This is a genomic window from Clostridium sp. FP1, from assembly GCF_011065975.2.
Taxonomy (GTDB): Bacteria; Bacillota; Clostridia; order Clostridiales; family Clostridiaceae; genus Clostridium_AD; species Clostridium_AD tagluense.
Window position 1 is genome coordinate 3,518,692 of sequence record NZ_JAAMNJ020000001.1, and the last position, 16,919, is coordinate 3,535,610.

General features: G+C 28.0%; 13 protein-coding genes. All 13 read right to left on the bottom strand.

Annotation, left to right across the window (positions count from 1 at the left end):
• Positions 1–25: 25 nt before the first annotated feature.
• Positions 26–2,290 (bottom strand): alpha-amylase, encoded by a 2,265-nt coding sequence (locus G9F70_RS17245; protein ID WP_164944354.1) that lies wholly within the window; start codon positions 2,288–2,290, stop codon positions 26–28.
• Positions 2,291–2,313: 23 nt separating this feature from the next.
• Positions 2,314–3,519 (bottom strand): ATP-grasp domain-containing protein, encoded by a 1,206-nt coding sequence (locus G9F70_RS17250; RefSeq protein ID WP_164944355.1) that lies wholly within the window; start codon positions 3,517–3,519, stop codon positions 2,314–2,316.
• Positions 3,520–3,588: 69 nt separating this feature from the next.
• Positions 3,589–4,341, bottom strand: a complete 753-nt coding sequence (locus tag G9F70_RS17255) for an SDR family NAD(P)-dependent oxidoreductase (RefSeq protein WP_164944356.1) — start codon at positions 4,339–4,341, stop codon at positions 3,589–3,591.
• A gap of 15 nt (positions 4,342–4,356) precedes the next feature.
• Entirely contained in the window at positions 4,357–6,066 is a 1,710-nt protein-coding gene (gene ilvB, locus G9F70_RS17260) for a biosynthetic-type acetolactate synthase large subunit (RefSeq protein WP_164944357.1), read from the bottom strand.
• Between the two features lie 248 nt (positions 6,067–6,314).
• Positions 6,315–7,400 (bottom strand): pyridoxal-phosphate-dependent aminotransferase family protein, encoded by a 1,086-nt coding sequence (locus G9F70_RS17265; protein WP_164944358.1) that lies wholly within the window; start codon positions 7,398–7,400, stop codon positions 6,315–6,317.
• Between the two features lie 152 nt (positions 7,401–7,552).
• Entirely contained in the window at positions 7,553–8,263 is a 711-nt protein-coding gene (locus G9F70_RS17270; protein ID WP_164944359.1) for a sugar phosphate nucleotidyltransferase, read from the bottom strand.
• 120 nt (positions 8,264–8,383) lie between these two features.
• Complete coding sequence (locus G9F70_RS17275) at positions 8,384–8,923, bottom strand: DUF2284 domain-containing protein (protein ID WP_164944360.1); 540 nt, start codon at positions 8,921–8,923, stop codon at positions 8,384–8,386.
• A 116-nt stretch (positions 8,924–9,039) separates the two neighbouring features.
• Complete coding sequence (locus G9F70_RS17280) at positions 9,040–10,824, bottom strand: sulfatase-like hydrolase/transferase (protein ID WP_164944361.1); 1,785 nt, start codon at positions 10,822–10,824, stop codon at positions 9,040–9,042.
• 114 nt (positions 10,825–10,938) lie between these two features.
• Complete coding sequence (locus G9F70_RS17285) at positions 10,939–11,916, bottom strand: radical SAM/SPASM domain-containing protein (protein ID WP_164944362.1); 978 nt, start codon at positions 11,914–11,916, stop codon at positions 10,939–10,941.
• On the bottom strand, positions 11,917–13,128 hold the full coding sequence (locus G9F70_RS17290; protein WP_164944363.1) for a methyltransferase domain-containing protein: 1,212 nt from the start codon (positions 13,126–13,128) through the stop codon (positions 11,917–11,919).
• Between the two features lie 17 nt (positions 13,129–13,145).
• A complete protein-coding gene (locus G9F70_RS17295) occupies positions 13,146–14,297 on the bottom strand; it encodes a class I SAM-dependent methyltransferase (RefSeq protein WP_164944364.1) in 1,152 nt (383 codons plus the stop codon).
• Between the two features lie 27 nt (positions 14,298–14,324).
• Positions 14,325–15,173, bottom strand: a complete 849-nt coding sequence (locus G9F70_RS17300; protein ID WP_164944365.1) for a class I SAM-dependent methyltransferase — start codon at positions 15,171–15,173, stop codon at positions 14,325–14,327.
• Position 15,174: 1 nt separating this feature from the next.
• Positions 15,175–16,902, bottom strand: coding sequence for a cytidylyltransferase domain-containing protein (locus G9F70_RS17305; RefSeq protein ID WP_164944366.1), 1,728 nt, complete (start codon positions 16,900–16,902; stop codon positions 15,175–15,177).
• Positions 16,903–16,919 lie beyond the last annotated feature (17 nt).

Below are 16,919 nucleotides of genomic sequence, written 5' to 3' on the forward strand. Positions count from 1 at the left end.
GATAGTACTTATAATGTAACCATTGTTAATTGCGTTCTATCTTTTTTACAAAAAATATTCCATTATTAAACAAATTACTTTGTGTATTAGTTATAGACATCTTAAATTTACTGTGCCCTCTCCAAAAAATGCTTCCTGTATCATCTGTTTCACTTAAGGAATGATATAATCTCATCATATACTTACCATCTATTTCTCTATATTCAAGCATAGGCGCTGTATATAAAAGAGAATTATCTCTTTGTATAACCACTTCTTTTTCATTATCACCTATTATAAATTTGCCATCAGTGGACCCCATACAGCTATTAGGAGATATATTTAAGCTTACCATGTCAGTTTGATTAAATTCTGTACCACTCAATTTGTACTCTTCTATTTTCCCACCATTATGTGTTTTATAGTTTAAGCTTTCCATGTTAAAACATTCTGGATTAAATGTTAAAATACCTGTTCTAAAAAATATAGGGCAAGTATCCTTAAATCTAAAATTGTATTCTATATCTACTCGATTTTGATTTATGTATATGTAATATATCTTCCATAATTCACCAAATTCACCATTTATTTTAGACTTTACCGGTATTCTTATATTAAATTTTCCATCCTTATGTGGATATATTATACTACTCTTATCTAGATCCGTTATTTGATTAAGAGATTTTTCTCTTAAAATAGTATGCCCTGAAAAATAATCTGCTGAATAGGTTATATCCTCATAATATCCGTGCTTAATCGAGCCTAAAATACTCTTATCACTAGCATCCTTTAATATTAAATTTTCAATAGTTCCTTTTTTCACTGTTGAAAATTCTATTTTCACCTTTTCAGTTTCTATAACATTATCCTTTATTATATATTGAGGATTTTCTTCACAATTAGCCCCTTTTAAAAATTTTCCATATGCTTTTTCTTGTGGTTTTATTAAGGGAAGCTCCATTACTACCTTGCAATTTCTTATACTTCCATCTCTATAGTATTCTATATCTTCAAATTGAAAATTCACTTTAACATCATTTATAAGAAGATAACATCCATCTTTAAATATCTGACCTTGTTTTAACTTTACAATACATTGGTATATAAACTTATCTTCTATGTTGTGTTCATTAGTATTAATTAAGCAAAAATCATATTCATCTTCATTAAATTTTTCTATCGAATCTAATTTTTCCTCTATTAACACCTGAGTTTTTCCTAATAAAGAATGATATTCAGTAAACTTTGACTGTGTAGTTTTTGTTCTATAATCAGAACCATAAAGCAGACATAAATTTCTCCACATTACTTCATTATCTTTATTAAAATTACTTAAAATAGTTAAATCTTCATATAATCTATTACATTCAGTATTCATTTTTGTATTCTGAAGCCCACTAACTGCCCATCTAGCCACATTGTACTTAGGTTGTTTTTTACACACTAAGGGATACTGCGCAGTTGATATGCTTATAAATTCATTAGAATTATTTAACCTTGCTACATCCTTTGGAAGTACGAATTCAAACTTATCACTGCTATTTAGAAATTCAAAAATATGATACAGTCTATCCATTTCCTCTGAACCTTTTGGATTATAGAACCAATCATAATTTCCTGGTTTATAATCAAATATTTCTAAATCAGAACCATACAAACATAATGCTCTATCTCTATTTTCGTCAAAGTGACTATTTAGATATTCTAAATACTCGCCTTCCGTAATCTGTCCAAAAGCATATCTTTGAAGCTTTTGAAAGGCAATAGAGCTATTCCAAACTAAATTTAATTCCCCGCATCCTGCTTTTATTTTATGAGATTTATACTTAAATTCTTTTGGATATTTATTAAATAAATTTGAGTTTTCATACTCCATAATTAAGTTTTTATATCTATTAATAGAATAACTCTCTGCTATACCATCAGAATAGCTTTGCTCATTTACATATCCAGTAATAGGTGTACTTCCTAAAATTTCTTCATATACCTTGTTACCTATCTCCATATTTTTCACATTTACCTTTTGGGGAATTAAAGGAAATATAGCTTGAGACATACCTGAACCTAAAAATTCACATTTACCTTTGCTGTGTAGTTCTTTTAGCTTTTCAATAAAGGTATAGTCTATTTCTTTAATTTTTTCAAGTGTATATCCTGTAAATTCTAATCCAAACTTAATATTTTCAAATTTCTCTAATATATCAAGCATAGGCCAATAGCATCTATCTATAGCCAATGCATATTGCTCCTCTGGAATAGATGAAAAAGCAAGATTTAGATGAAAAGCTGTATATAATTTTAGTTTTGTCATGTTTAACAATCTCCTTCTAAAAATTATTCAAATATAAATTCTACAGAATTTATAGCTTCTTCTGCAAATTTTACAGCTTCTTTTTTATCTTTACCAACTGCTATAACATACCCTACTCTAGTTGTATGGTTAGCTTGTTGTTCTATTACCTGCCCTTTTTCTACAAAAAAATCTATTTTTTTAATATTTTTCATTTTTTTAACCTTATCAAGACCTATTATTTCTTTTATTTTTCCTGTACCTGGGAAAAAATATCTTTGGGCTACGCCCTTTTCAAATTTAGGTTTAAAACATTCTACATCTATAGGATTACCTACAGCCATATCAATATATGCATCTACTATATCAACACCTGTTCCTAAGGGCACATGATCATAACAGAAATTCCCACCACTTAATCTAGCTGCAATTTCTACTACATAAGATTTTCCATTACTATAAATCATATCCCCTTTACCTGGTCCCCAATTTATACCTAAAGCTCTAACTGCTTTTTCAAATTCAACATTAACCAACTTTTTAGCCTCTTGTGAAAGTGCAGTTGGTGAATCTCCACCATCTTCTATAATGTTAGGGAAAAATTTTTCTAGATTTTCATAATTTCTATCTGCAAATCCCGTAACATAAAATTCACCCTCGCACATAATACCTTCTGTACTTATTTGAGGTCCCTTTAAAAATTTTTCTACCATTATATCTCCGCTTCTTGAATTGCTTTTACTTTCAGCAAAAGCCCAACTTAAATCCACATTCTCAGTTAATATTAAAACTCCTCTAGCGCCTGAATTATCAATTGGCTTAATTACTACTGGATACTCATATTCATCTATAAACCCCTGCAACTCTTTTGTAGATGTTATTTTTCTAAAGGTCGGTATGTTCACTCCTGCCTCTTTTAAAGCTTCCTTCATTTTAAACTTATCTACAGCTAAATCTGCTGCCTTTACAGGTATATGTTTTACACCAATCTCCTGTGCTACTCTTGACACCATATGAGGTATATCACTAGCTATAGTTATTACTCCATCTATTTTTTTATCATAGTTCTTTATGAAACCTATTAAAGCTTCTTCGTCTCTTATGCTAATTATATGATGCTCATCTGCATATTTAAAGCCTTCTGCCTTTGGATTCATATCCAATACTATAGTATATATACCTTTGTTTTTTGCTCTTGTTATAGCTGGTACTTGTTCTTTTCCAGCACCTAATATAAGTAATGTTTTCATATTAATTAGTCCTCTCTTTCAAAAATAGGCAAGTGAAAAATCACCTGCCTTTAATTATATCATGATATTTTATACGTTAAATAACATTCCACCATTTGCATTTAGAGTTTGACCTGTCATATAACTTGCATCTTCACTAGCTAAAAATACTGCTATTCTTCCTATTTCTTCTGGCTTCGCTGATCTATTTATAGGTATATTTTTCAATTTTTCTTTACCTGCTTCTGTTTCCATTTCTTTAGCCGCCATTTCAGTTAAAACCAAACCTGGTGATATACAATTTGTATTAATTCCATCTTTAGAGTATATTTTCGCTAAAGATCTAGTTAGACTTATTATACCAGCTTTAGTTGCAGAATAATGTACTGCTAAGTTTCCACCCCACTGTCCTCCTATAGAGGATATGTTTATTATTCTTCCAAAATTATTTTTTAGCATGTATGGAATACACTCCTGAGAACAAATAAAAGGACCCTTCATGTTAACTTCAAACATTTTATCCCATTCTTCATCTGTAATAGTTTCAAAAGGTTTTTGATGAAGGATTCCTGCATTGTTAACCAATATATGTATATCGCCAAATTTTTGAATAGCTATATCTATCATTTTTTTAACTTCATTTCTTTTAGATATATCTGCTTTTACAGCAATTGCAATTCCTTGATTATTTTCTATTTCCTCAACAGCTTCCATTGCCTTTTCCTTACTATTATTATAATTTACTACTATTTTAGCGCCTTCTTTAGCCATTTCTAATGCTATCGCTTTTCCTATACCTCTACTTGCTCCTGTAACTATAGCAACTTTATCCTTTAACCTCATAAACTCACCTTCTACTTAATTATTGTAAGGATATTGATTATCTATATAATGTCCACCTTCAAGTTCTGGTATTGCTAATTCATTACTATCTATGCAACATTCTACTATAACCGTTCCATTATACTCTAACGCTTCTTTTATTACGCTTTTAATCTCATCTGGTTTCGTTATCTTTAAACCTTTTACTCCATAAGCTTCAGCTAACTTAATGAAATCCGGATTATATTCAATAATCGTAGATGTAGCTTTCCCCAAAAATGTTTTATCTTGAAACTGTTTAACCATGCCTAAAGTATTATTTTTCATTATAAATATTTTTACAGGTAAATTATACTGAACTGCGGTTCCCAGCTCTTGCATGTTCATCTGAAAGCTTCCATCACCAGTTATATTTACTGCATACATATCTTGTCTAGCATATTTAGCTGCTATAGCTGCTGGTAATCCATATCCCATATTTCCAAGACCACCAGAAGTTAAGTTAGTTCTTGTATTTTTATATTTATAAAATTGCGCTGTCCACATCTGATGTTGACCAACATCTGTTGTAATTATAGCATTACCCTCTGTTAAATTACTTATTTCCTTTATTATATATTGTGGTCTTACTTTATCATATTCTGTAGATAAATTATACTCACTCTCTAAGCTAAATTCATCTTTTAATTGAGCTATATGGCCAAACCATGCTCTTTTATCTGAATTAATTTTTTCTAATTTATCTATAACTAATTTCAATACTTCTTTTACATCACCATTGATAGCTAAATTAGCTCTAACTCTATTGTTTAATTCAGCCTTATCAATATCAATATGCACTATAAATTTATCTTCTTGAAACTTACTAGCTTCAGTTCCTATAGCTTTCACATCAAATCTGTTCCCTAAAGCTATTATTAAATCTGCTTCTGCTATAGCTTTATTACAAAATCTACTTCCGTAGCCTCCCATTAATCCTAATGCAAGTTTGTTGTCTAAATCAAAACTTCCAAGCCCCATTAATGTATTTGCTACTGGTATTCGTAGCTTTTCAGCTAAAGTTTTAAGCTCATTTTCTGCATTACTTAAAACAACCCCACCACCTGCAATTATGATTGGTTTAGTGCATGAATTTACTTTTTGTATTAATAAATTTATCTTTTCTTGACTTACAATATTCTTTTCCCTTATTATTTCTACGGGTTCTAATATATCCATCTCTTGTAACATGCTTCTTTGAACATCCATTGGAATATCTATCAAAACTGGTCCTGGTCTTCCTGCTTTAGCAATTCTAAATGCTTCATCAATAACTCTAGATATTTCTTCTGGCTTTGTTATCATATAAGCCCATTTTACAACTGGCTTTACAATGCTGACTATATCCGCTTCTTGAAATCCTATTTGTCTTGTTTCCTTACTGCCTTTTAATGATCCAGTACCAACTTGCCCTGTTATAGCAACTAATGGTATCGAATCATAATAAGCATTTGCAATACCTGTCACTAAATTAGTAGCTCCAGGACCTACAGTAGCCATACATACTCCAACTTCACCTGTTATTCTAGAATATGCATCTGCCATAAGAGAAGCTGCTTGGTCATTTCTAGTAACTATTAAATCTATTTTCCCATCTAATTTTATAGCATCAAGCATCGGTGCTATGTTTCCACCTGGATATTCAAAAACTACTTTACAGTTATTTTGTTTTAATTTATCAATAATGATTTTACTTACACTTATCATGAATTATCAACCCCTATTTATAAGTTTTTCTATTCTTAAATTATATAAGATATCACAAAAATTTTACCTTTGCATCCACTTTTTCTATTGTATCTTTAATAATTTTATTAATTAAAGCTATAATTTTTTCATAATCTTTTATAGAATAAACCTCTGCTCAAAAAAATCAGCACCCAAATATAATTGGTCATGTATGATATATATATCTATTTATGCTTGTTCCTCTACCGCTACCCTTATTTATACGTTTATATTAATCCTTGCATCTCCATTTCTTTTAATGCTTTTATTAATTCATCATTGTCTTCTACTGTTAAATTGCCCATATGACCTACTCTAAATACTGTATCCTTTAGATCTCCACCATTAGGACAAACATATATATTGTATTTGCTTTTTAAATGCAAATATATATCATTGGCACTTATAGTTGTTCTAGGTCTCAGTGGAGTTAATGCATTAGATAAGCTTTCTGAAGGTATTTCAAATGGAAATTTTTTAATTTTTTCTCTAAAGTCTTTAGCTAAATTTGATGTATTGTTAATAAAGCTGTCAACCCCTACTTCGTTAATCTTTTCTAATTTTTCATTTAATTGTAATAGTATTCCTACTGCTGGTGTAAATGGAGTTTGCCCTCTCTCCATATTATTGAAATAATCTGAAAACCTAAAATAAAATGACTTAACCTCATTATTTAGTATTTTATTTGAAGTTTTTTCATTAATAATGATTATTGAAATTCCTGGTGGTAATGCTAATGCTTTTTGTGAGCTAACAATGGTAATGTCTATATTCCATTCATCCATAAAAAATGGATCCGCTAAAAATGAGCTAATAGCATCTACAACAAAAATTAATCCTTCTTCTTTACAAAAATCCCCTATCATCGGTAAATCATAATAAACACCAGTTGAAGTTTCTTGTGCATTTGCTAAAAGACCAGTATATCCCTTTGCTCTGTAACCTTCAACCATTTCTTTTTTTAATTTTTTGCCTTGTTCAACATAAATCGCAGTATTTGGTATTTTATGAACATCACATATTTCTTTAAACCTCTTTCCAAAACCGCCACCTACTACAATTAATAATTTATCATTTGAGTTAAATGTATTAATTATAGCTGCTTCCATAGCTCCAGTCCCAGATGCAGTTAAAAAAACTGTTTTAGAGGTCTCACTTGTATTTGTGATTTTTTTCATCAGTTCACTTGTTCTAAGCATAATCTGTGAAAATTCTTGGGTTCTAAAATATGGAAGTCTCATTGAACCAATGTTTAAAATATCCTCATCCATTTCAACGGGTCCAAGAACAAACAATTTAAAATCATTATTCATTACTTATCATCCTTTATTTTTTTATTTATAATTTTAATACAATAGAGTTATACTGATAGATTTCACTTAAAAATAAAATACAACTCTCCATCTAATTTTACAAAGTCAACAATTGTCACTATATTTTTATTCCGGTATTCAATTATAATTTTTTATATTTTATCAAGTCCAATTATTTTTTTAGCTTTTATTAAATCGTTAATACTATCTATTTCAGCCCATTCATAATCGCTTATATCACAAGGACTTAGTTCAAAATCATCATTAAATATCATATCGACTAATGCCGTTTCATACCATTCGTTAAGAACTTCATTCTTAACCATACTATCTATCTTATTTTTAACTTCTATACTTGCTAGTTTTGAAAACTTTGTAATTCCTATATATTCACCATCATATTCTTTTAATTCCTTACTCATAACTATAACTTTACCATTTGCAACCGACACCTTATAATCAGCATTATCACCTATTGACGAATCATAAAATACAGTAGCATAATTATCAGTTTCTAGTATCTTTTGAAATAACTTTTCCGTGATTATTACATCAGCATTGATTACAAGTGTTTCATCATTCATATATTCTTTTGCAAACCATAAAGATGCTATACTATTTGTAATCCTAAAAAACGGATTACAAATAACTTTACAATTATCATCTAATTGCAATTCGTTTATTTTATTATTCATATATCCAGAAATTATAATAACATTGCATTTACAATTTCTGTTTATTATCTGGATGGTTCTTTCCAAAACCGTTTGAGATTTTTCAACTTTTAATAAACTCTTAGGGGTATTTTGTGTCAAAGGGCTTAATCTTGAACCAATCCCAGCTGCTAAAATAATTATATTCAATTTGCTTCCACCTTCCTTATCCTATTAATTTAATTGTTTTGTTTATGAATAAACATCGCCTTGAAAGTTTTGTAGGAACACAAACTCAATAATAGAGATTGAATTTGCATATATTTATGGTTACCAAAGTAAAAGTCCTACTCTGAATAAAACTTTCTTCGGCGGAAATATGAGTTCAATACCTGTGCTCTTTTGAAATAGCTGCATTACATTTACTCCTGTTGCCTCTAAAGGAATCCTAGCCTGTTGAGGTAATCTGCATTCATCTTTACCACATCCATCTTTGCATAACTTGCACGATCCGCCAATAAAAGATGTAGCTAAAGGATAATTTGTTTTGTACAGTCCCTCTTCAAGTTTTAGTAATGTTTTATGCAACAAATTAGTGGATTCCCTTCTAATTTGTTCAAATTCCTCTAAATCATCAAATGAAATTTTACAATACACTAATACTGCATTTTCATATTCTTCAAACATTTTTTTATATCTTATATTAGGAATCTTAGGAGGGCAAGTCCAACTTTTATTATATTTTTTACATTGAAAACACTTCATAGATACTCTTTCTTCCAATTTTATATCTTCAATGTTTATTTCTTTATAATATAGTGAATGTGAACTCTTCTTCAATATATCATCTATAATTTTATATACCTGCATTAAAATCATTCCTTTTTAGTCCTATGTGCCCTTCTATTTTATCATCTGTAACCCTAGTAGTTTCTAATACCTACGTTTGTTAAAGGCTAAAAAGATATATTTTACATTTGTGTTGTTTAATCACAAATATTCGGAAATTCACATTTAATATTTTTTTTAATATTCATTATATCTTCTTGATACCTATCATCATCAATGTTATTAGTTTCCTCATTAGGCAAAATATAGTATCTTTCTGCACCATTAGACGTCAACACATATTTAGTATTTTCAGTTCTAATTGCCTTAAATGCCATTGTCCATTCATTGTAGTCACAATCAATAAATCTATCTATAATTTTTTTATTATAAATTGCACCTAATTGAATTTCTGCATATTGATATTTTGGTATTTCAAGTTTTCCATCTATAAGCTTACTTAATAATTCCGAAAAATTCTTCATGCTAAATAATTTGTCATATTTTAAACTTTCAAATTTACAACTATTTATAATAAAGGCGACATGTATTCTTTCCTCACGCCAATTTGGACCAATTTCTTTGGTTGAAGATACTGCCTTCTCAATACTTTGACCATGATCACTGTATATTATCTTTATCATATTTTCAGGAAGCATTTCTAAAAAAAACTGTAATTGTTTATCAATATAATTTAGGCTCTCCTCATATTGATTTATAAAATCCATTTGCGTATAACTAATCTTATTAAAATCTAAATCTCCTGAATATTCAGCCAAGTGTACATGGGGTTGCATTTTATGATATCCACAAATATGGGGTGGATGCGTTTCATTTGAAAAATGCAGATTTGAAATCATAGGTTTATCGATATTTTTGCACAACATGCAAATCAAATCCCAACATAATTTAGAAGCATACTCATAATTGTTTTTTGAGTTTACCCTTCCATCTTCAATATTTTTCCAAGAATCAGAACTGAGAAGATTTATAATATATCCTTGGTTATAAGCCTTTGTAAAAAACTCGCTATCATCAAAATTCATTAATTTACTTTTATACAACCCATCATCTAAAACATCTTTTCCTGTAAACATAGAAGATAGACTTTCGTATGTAAATGCAGATGAACTGATTGCCTTTGTAAAAACAACTGATTCATCAGAAATGCTTCTTAAATATGGCATTTTAATTTTATTTTCGTAAACATCTTTAGCTCGCAAAGCGTCTAAAAGAAACATAGAAATATCGTTAGTATTACGAAGCTTCATTCTATTTTTTATATCTTCAAATAGTATATAAAGCTCTTTCTTGAATTGTCTTAATTTTTCATATCCGCTATATTTTTCTTCTATATATTTATCAATAAATTCAAGTGCAAAGCAAAAATCTCTTATTTCTAAATACTCACTAATTAATTCCCAAAGATGCTTTTGTTTTAATAAAATATTTTCTTCTCTAATATATTCTTCTTTAATTTTATATAGCTTAATATAGTTATAGCAATTACTATAAAATGGACCTGCTAACTCTATACCTTTTTTTTCTAGTTCAGCGTAAAAATCAATATGTTTGCATTCAGGCAATAGTGTATCTTTTTCTTCAACAATCTGCATTTTACTTGCAAATGATGAAACTATAATCACATCTAGTTTACACTCATTTGCCTTTTGTGGTTCTACTACTAAATATCCATATTTTTTTTTATTATATAAACTACAATCATTATCTATTATGCATATGACATTTTTTTCATTGAAATTATACGTATTTAGTAGTTGTTCAGTATGTTCCCCACCTCCCCATATACCTACCCTTGTTTTGCAATCAATCCTATCTATAATTTCCGTTATAATACTAATCAAAGAAAAGTTTTTATTCAAAGAATTTAATTTATACTTTTCTATTAATACTCGGATTTCAACATCACAATCCACGTTCATCTTTCCACCCTTCTACCAATTCACATTTACTTACTCTATTGAAAATTTATCCAATCTCAAAGTTATAAATTCTTACATACATCTTCTGTAGAACTTACCTACCTATATAATGTTTTATAACGGCCATTTATAACTTCCAAATTCTTTTTCTAATTCATCATGCGTATAATTCTTTTCCATAAACTCAAATAGTTTAACATCTACAATTCTTTGACAATTTAACCAACACTTATTGCAGCTTAAACTTCGCTCTTGACTTTCTGTTGTTTCAGTCTTTAGCATAATATCCTGTAAGGTTGTCTCATTTAAATTTCCTAATATTATTTCATCTCTCATATGACATAATGGTATATCTCCATTAGGGTATACTACAATCGTTTCTCTAACATTTAAACAAGGCAAATAAACTTTACCTTCAAAATAGTTACTAGTGTTTCTTATGAAACTGCTATTTTCCAATAAATCACTGATGTCAAAAAGATATTCTGAAACATCCTTATTTCCAGTATCAAAAAAACTAATAGGATACATAGGTTGAATACCATGTTTAAAATTGTTTTTATTACAAAACTCTCTAACCCATTTTAAATCCTCATATGTATTCCAAGGATTGATGGTTGAATCTATATGAATTTCAGTTTTATCTTTAATAGCTTCAATAGTATTCATTAAGTTCCCAAAACCATCAATTCCCCTTACATTCTTATATGTATCCCTAGGTCCATCTAATGAAAAAGCTATTCTTTTAACGCTATATTTTTCAATGGCATCTGCTATTTTTTTAGTAAACTGACCATTAGATATTATACAGTATTCTACATTTTTTGCCATTTCAAGTATTTTTTCATATTGAGGATGTAAAAAAAACTCTCCTCCCTCAAAATATATAACACAATCATTACGCTTAGATGCAAAATCGATTATTGATTTAATTGCCTCTAAACTTAAGCTCTCATCTTCTTTCTTATAGATATTACAAGTTTTGCATCTAGAATTACACCTTGTTGTACTATATACAAAAATTTGCTTTAACTTAAAGCTCGTTTCTTTTAAAAATTGTGGTCTTATTTTTTCATAAAAATTAGTATTCATTTATTTATAACTCCCTTTCTTACAAATTGCCATCATTCCATTGCCTTTTTCATCATTAGTATATATCCCATTTTTGGAACCATATATCCTTTCTAAATAAAAATATTTAGATAATATATCTTTAAACTCTTTTAAACTATATTCCTTTACATGCCACGGAACTAGAGGTATATCTCCATTACCATTTTGTGGTGTAGTACATATAAAAACGCCATCATCTTTTAGAACTCTTTTCATTTCATTTAAATAGTCATCAATTAACTCCAATGGTATATGTTCAAAAGTTTCCATACTTAATACAACATCAAACTGATTTTTAGAAAATGTTGTTTTTGTAGCATCTTGTACTTGAAAATCTATATTCAAATAGTTTTTTTTATTATATTTAATAGCATTTTCACTTAAATCTGCTCCTATAATATTTTTTGTAACTTCATCATATACATACTTTGTTCCATATCCACTACCACAAGCTATATCTAATACACATTCTTGCTGTTTTATATGTTTTATAGCAAATTTATATCTTTCAAGAAAAAAATTCCCATTCTCTACTTGATTTTCATAATCTATACCTGTCGTTTCACCTTCTTCATAAATCTGTTTAGATTTTTCTCTGATGCTAATTAAATATTCTTTACTGTATTCAGGTATATCTTCATAAACCACAACATTAAATTTATCTTTATTAGCTTTAACAAAAGACATAGGTCTTGCTAAATTTTTTTTTATTTTTTCATTATCTTCCTTCTGAATATGATGGTTTATATTTATGAGCAAATCACTTTTAAAAATTTCAGCCGTAAATTTTGTTTCGAAATCATCTGGTGTTTGTAAAAAATCCACATCCTTATTTGTCTCCATAACATCCAACATATTATTTAATAATTCTGTATCTATAAAACAATTCTGGCCTAAAGTTTTAACAATAATATCACAATCCATTTCTTTTGCAGCATTTGTAAATCTTTCTAAAACATTAGCTATAGAACCTGAGTAGCACTTAACTCCATGCTGTTTAGCTATTTCATTAAATATATAATTATTTTCTATATTGGGTACAGCAATAACTATTTCATCTATATTAGTATTGTTTTTAATTTTCTCTACTACATGTTCTATTAAATATTTATTGTCTATTTTTTTCATACAATAATCTTCTGTTCCATCCCACCCATATCTATTAGCTTGTATAATACATCCTACTTTCATTATTTAACCCACTCTCATTAATATAATTTAATGATATTTTTTTCCGGAAATTTTTTCGTTAAAAAATTATATATTTCTTCTTGATAAGCACTAGAAGAAATTAAAATATCATAAAATTTTGATTTATCTACCTCGTCAATACTACAAACTTTAATTCCCGCCAAATTCATTCCATATTTATTTTTATCAGAATCGCATACACCTACTAATTTAAACTTATCAAAATCCATTATTTGCATAAGTTGTGTTGTATGTGCACCTGCTCCATAAATAAGTAATCCATTAGAATTTATATTCTCTAAAATATGCACTAAGTTAGCTATTTTATTTTCTCTTTCATTTAGATAATCTATTACTATTTTCTTGTTTCTTTCATACTGATTTTTAAATTCTAACGTAATATCATTACTAATATTACAGATAACATTTATAGATGAACCTTTAATATTATATTTAATTATATTAAAACCATTTCTTTGTAATAAAGAAACTAAGCTATCCACTGTAAAGTACTGCAAATGCTGAAAACCAAAATAGTTAGAAATATTGTTAATATTTCTATCATTTATACATTCATCAAAGTTAGGAACACTAATAAATAAATATCCATTAGAATTAAGCTTGTTATAAATATCACTTACAATCTTACTTGGGTTTTTAATATGCTCTAAAACGTTAGTTAACATAATAAGATCAAATTGTTTATCTTTGACTATTTCATTGCTAAACATACCTTTTATTACTGGTATCAATACTTCATTTAGATATTTTACATTACACTCCGAAGGCTCTATTCCTAATATATGTTTATTGTCATTTTTAAATATTTCAAGCATTTCTCCTCGTCTACATCCGATATCTAAAACTTTGTTAATACACTCATAATTGGTATTCCTCTTTATAAATGTATACATTTCACAATACTCATTTCTTATAACATTTGATTGCTCAATAGTATCTGATTGTAAATTATAGTATTCATTAAGACTTGTTTCATTTGGTACGGGATTTTGAAATACAAATCCACATTTTTTACATATACTTATATTAACTTTAACTTTTATTAACCCATGTAAAATAACTTCATTTATTTCACTCTCAAATATTTTATCTGTATCATTGTTTTCACACACAGGACAATTTATCTTTTCATAATTTATATCCATCATATTTAACCCTCTCAAATGTATAATCTACTATTTTAATTTAAAAAATGCTACCATAGAATCTCCTAAATTTGACCTTTGTGCTATATCTCTATATGCATCCTTTATGTTTTGATCCTTTAAATATTTTTTATCTGTTAAGATTCTGTCAATATATATACCTTCTGTTTCTAATTCTAAAAGTTCATAACCACACTTATTCATAATTCTTTCTAATGTATCAGGAGTGAAATCACACATATGGTCTTCAGGATGTTGATTTATCCATTTATTCAAATTACTCCTAAAAGTAACCCCATCTGCATTTGGAACTTTTATTCCTATAATTCCGTCAGGGTTAAGCCATTTTTTTATATATAATAAAGTATTAATTGGATTCACCATATGTTCAAGCACTAACCACATAGTTATAACATCAAACTGTTCCTCTTCAAATTGAATGTTTTCTAATGTATTATTAAATATATTTTCAGTTTTTAACAATTGTTTGGCATATTCAGCTGCATATGTGGACACCTCTATACCAAATACATCCCATCCGCAATTTTGTGCATATTCAAGATAAAATCCCATAGCACAACCTATATCCAATATAGTTCCTGCTTTTTTATATTTATGTATAGTATTAAATCTCTTTTCAACAAAGTTTAATATATTTGGTTTATCCTTTAAATAATCATAGTCTACTTTTTCGTTTCCATTTACATACGTATCTTTAAAATAGTCATCGTCATATATATTAAGTAATTCTTCATTAGTTAATCTATATAACATGTAGATATGACCACATAACATGCATTTCACAAGGAAATTTTCTTTAACTTTTCCTAGAATTTTATAGTTATCATTTTCACATAAATCACAATTTACTTTGTACAAATTATAACACCTCTACAATTTTTTCGTAAATAAATTCAAAATCACTTATTTTAGCATTTAAATTCGAAGTGAATTGAATATTATTAATAAATTTTTCTATTTTTTCTACATCTAAATTGTACTTAGTTCCACAATAATTTCCTATACCTAAATTTGACATTTTTTGAAATTCACTTTCATAAATTTCATCTGAAACTATATCAATTGTAGGTATTCCTAAAAATTTAAATTCATAAAAACTGACACCATAATATGTTATTCCTAATTTACAGTTTTTAATTTCTTCTGCTACATTTTTAGGATTTATAACAATTTTATATTTATATTTAAATTTAGTAAGCTCTTGTTTAATTTCATTTATAAATTTAAAATAAGGTCCAACTATTATTTTGTAAACATAATTAGTTTTAATATCTATATTATTTAATAATTCAATCATTTTAGTAGTTAAATTATTAATATCTGTACCACCAAACGAAATTACTATTTCATTTTTAGGCTGCCACTCTACTTTTCTAAAATCATTGTTAATGAATACAGTTTTAAATCCATGTAAAACCTTATTATTACCTTTTACCTTTTCCTCAAACTCATCACTCTGTATTCCTTGGATTATCATTAAATCCACAAAATTATTTTTAATATATTTATCTATTAATATTATTTTCTTTACACCAGATTGTTTTTTTATATTTTCAAAATTATAATTAGTGCTTCCCTCTAATTTTTGAACATCAATTATAAGAATATCTGGTTCATACTCTTTAATTAATCTGATAAGTTCTTCTTCACTTTCAGCGTAATTGTAATCAAATATGTACCCTTTTCCCTCTAGTATATTTTTAGATATTTCATCATAATTTATTGCATACCGTACACCATTGTTTTTATTTTCGTTTAAAAACTGACCTAATGCCATCATTCTTTTTATATGGCCTAATCCTTTATCCTCTGATGCCTCTGTTTTTATTAAAAATTTGTAGGTTTTTTCACCCTTTTTCTTTTGCTGAACATGCAAATTTTCATTTAATAATTCCTTGTTTTCTTTAACTAACTCTATAACATTCCCTAAATTAAAATCTTTATTTTTATCTTTAATAGCCGTAAAACACTTATTCATAAATCTTAAATCTGCCATATTATCTACAGATATTCTAAACTTATTTTCTAAATATTTGTCTTCTAAGCTAAAATAGCCTACCTTAACTAATTGAGGATGCTCCCTAATAATTATTCCGAAATTTTCTCTATCATAGGATGTCTTACTATTTTCATTAATATATTCTATACATTTTGATGAATATGAATCTATTCCTTCATGAATACATGGTTTGGTCGGTCTACAATAGTCATAACCCTTCTGCAGTAATTGTAATTGCGCATTTATAACCTCTTTATCCACAAGGGGACAATCGCCAGAAATTACAACTATATAGTCAGCATTTACATCTTTTAATGCATTATAATGTCTACCAACAACATCATTAATATCACCATCAAAACCGTAAAATCCAATACATTTTCGCTCTGCATACTCATTTAAAGGTTTATCAGAATCATCACTAGTTGTAGATATAATTATTTCATCAATCTCATTTATATCTTTTAACCTATCTACTACCCAATCCATAAGCATCTTATCTCCAATATATCGAAAATGCTTTAGAGGAAGTCTAGTTGATGTACATCTTGCTTGTATTACGGCTACAACCTTTTTTCCATTTAACATATAATCACATCCTTAGA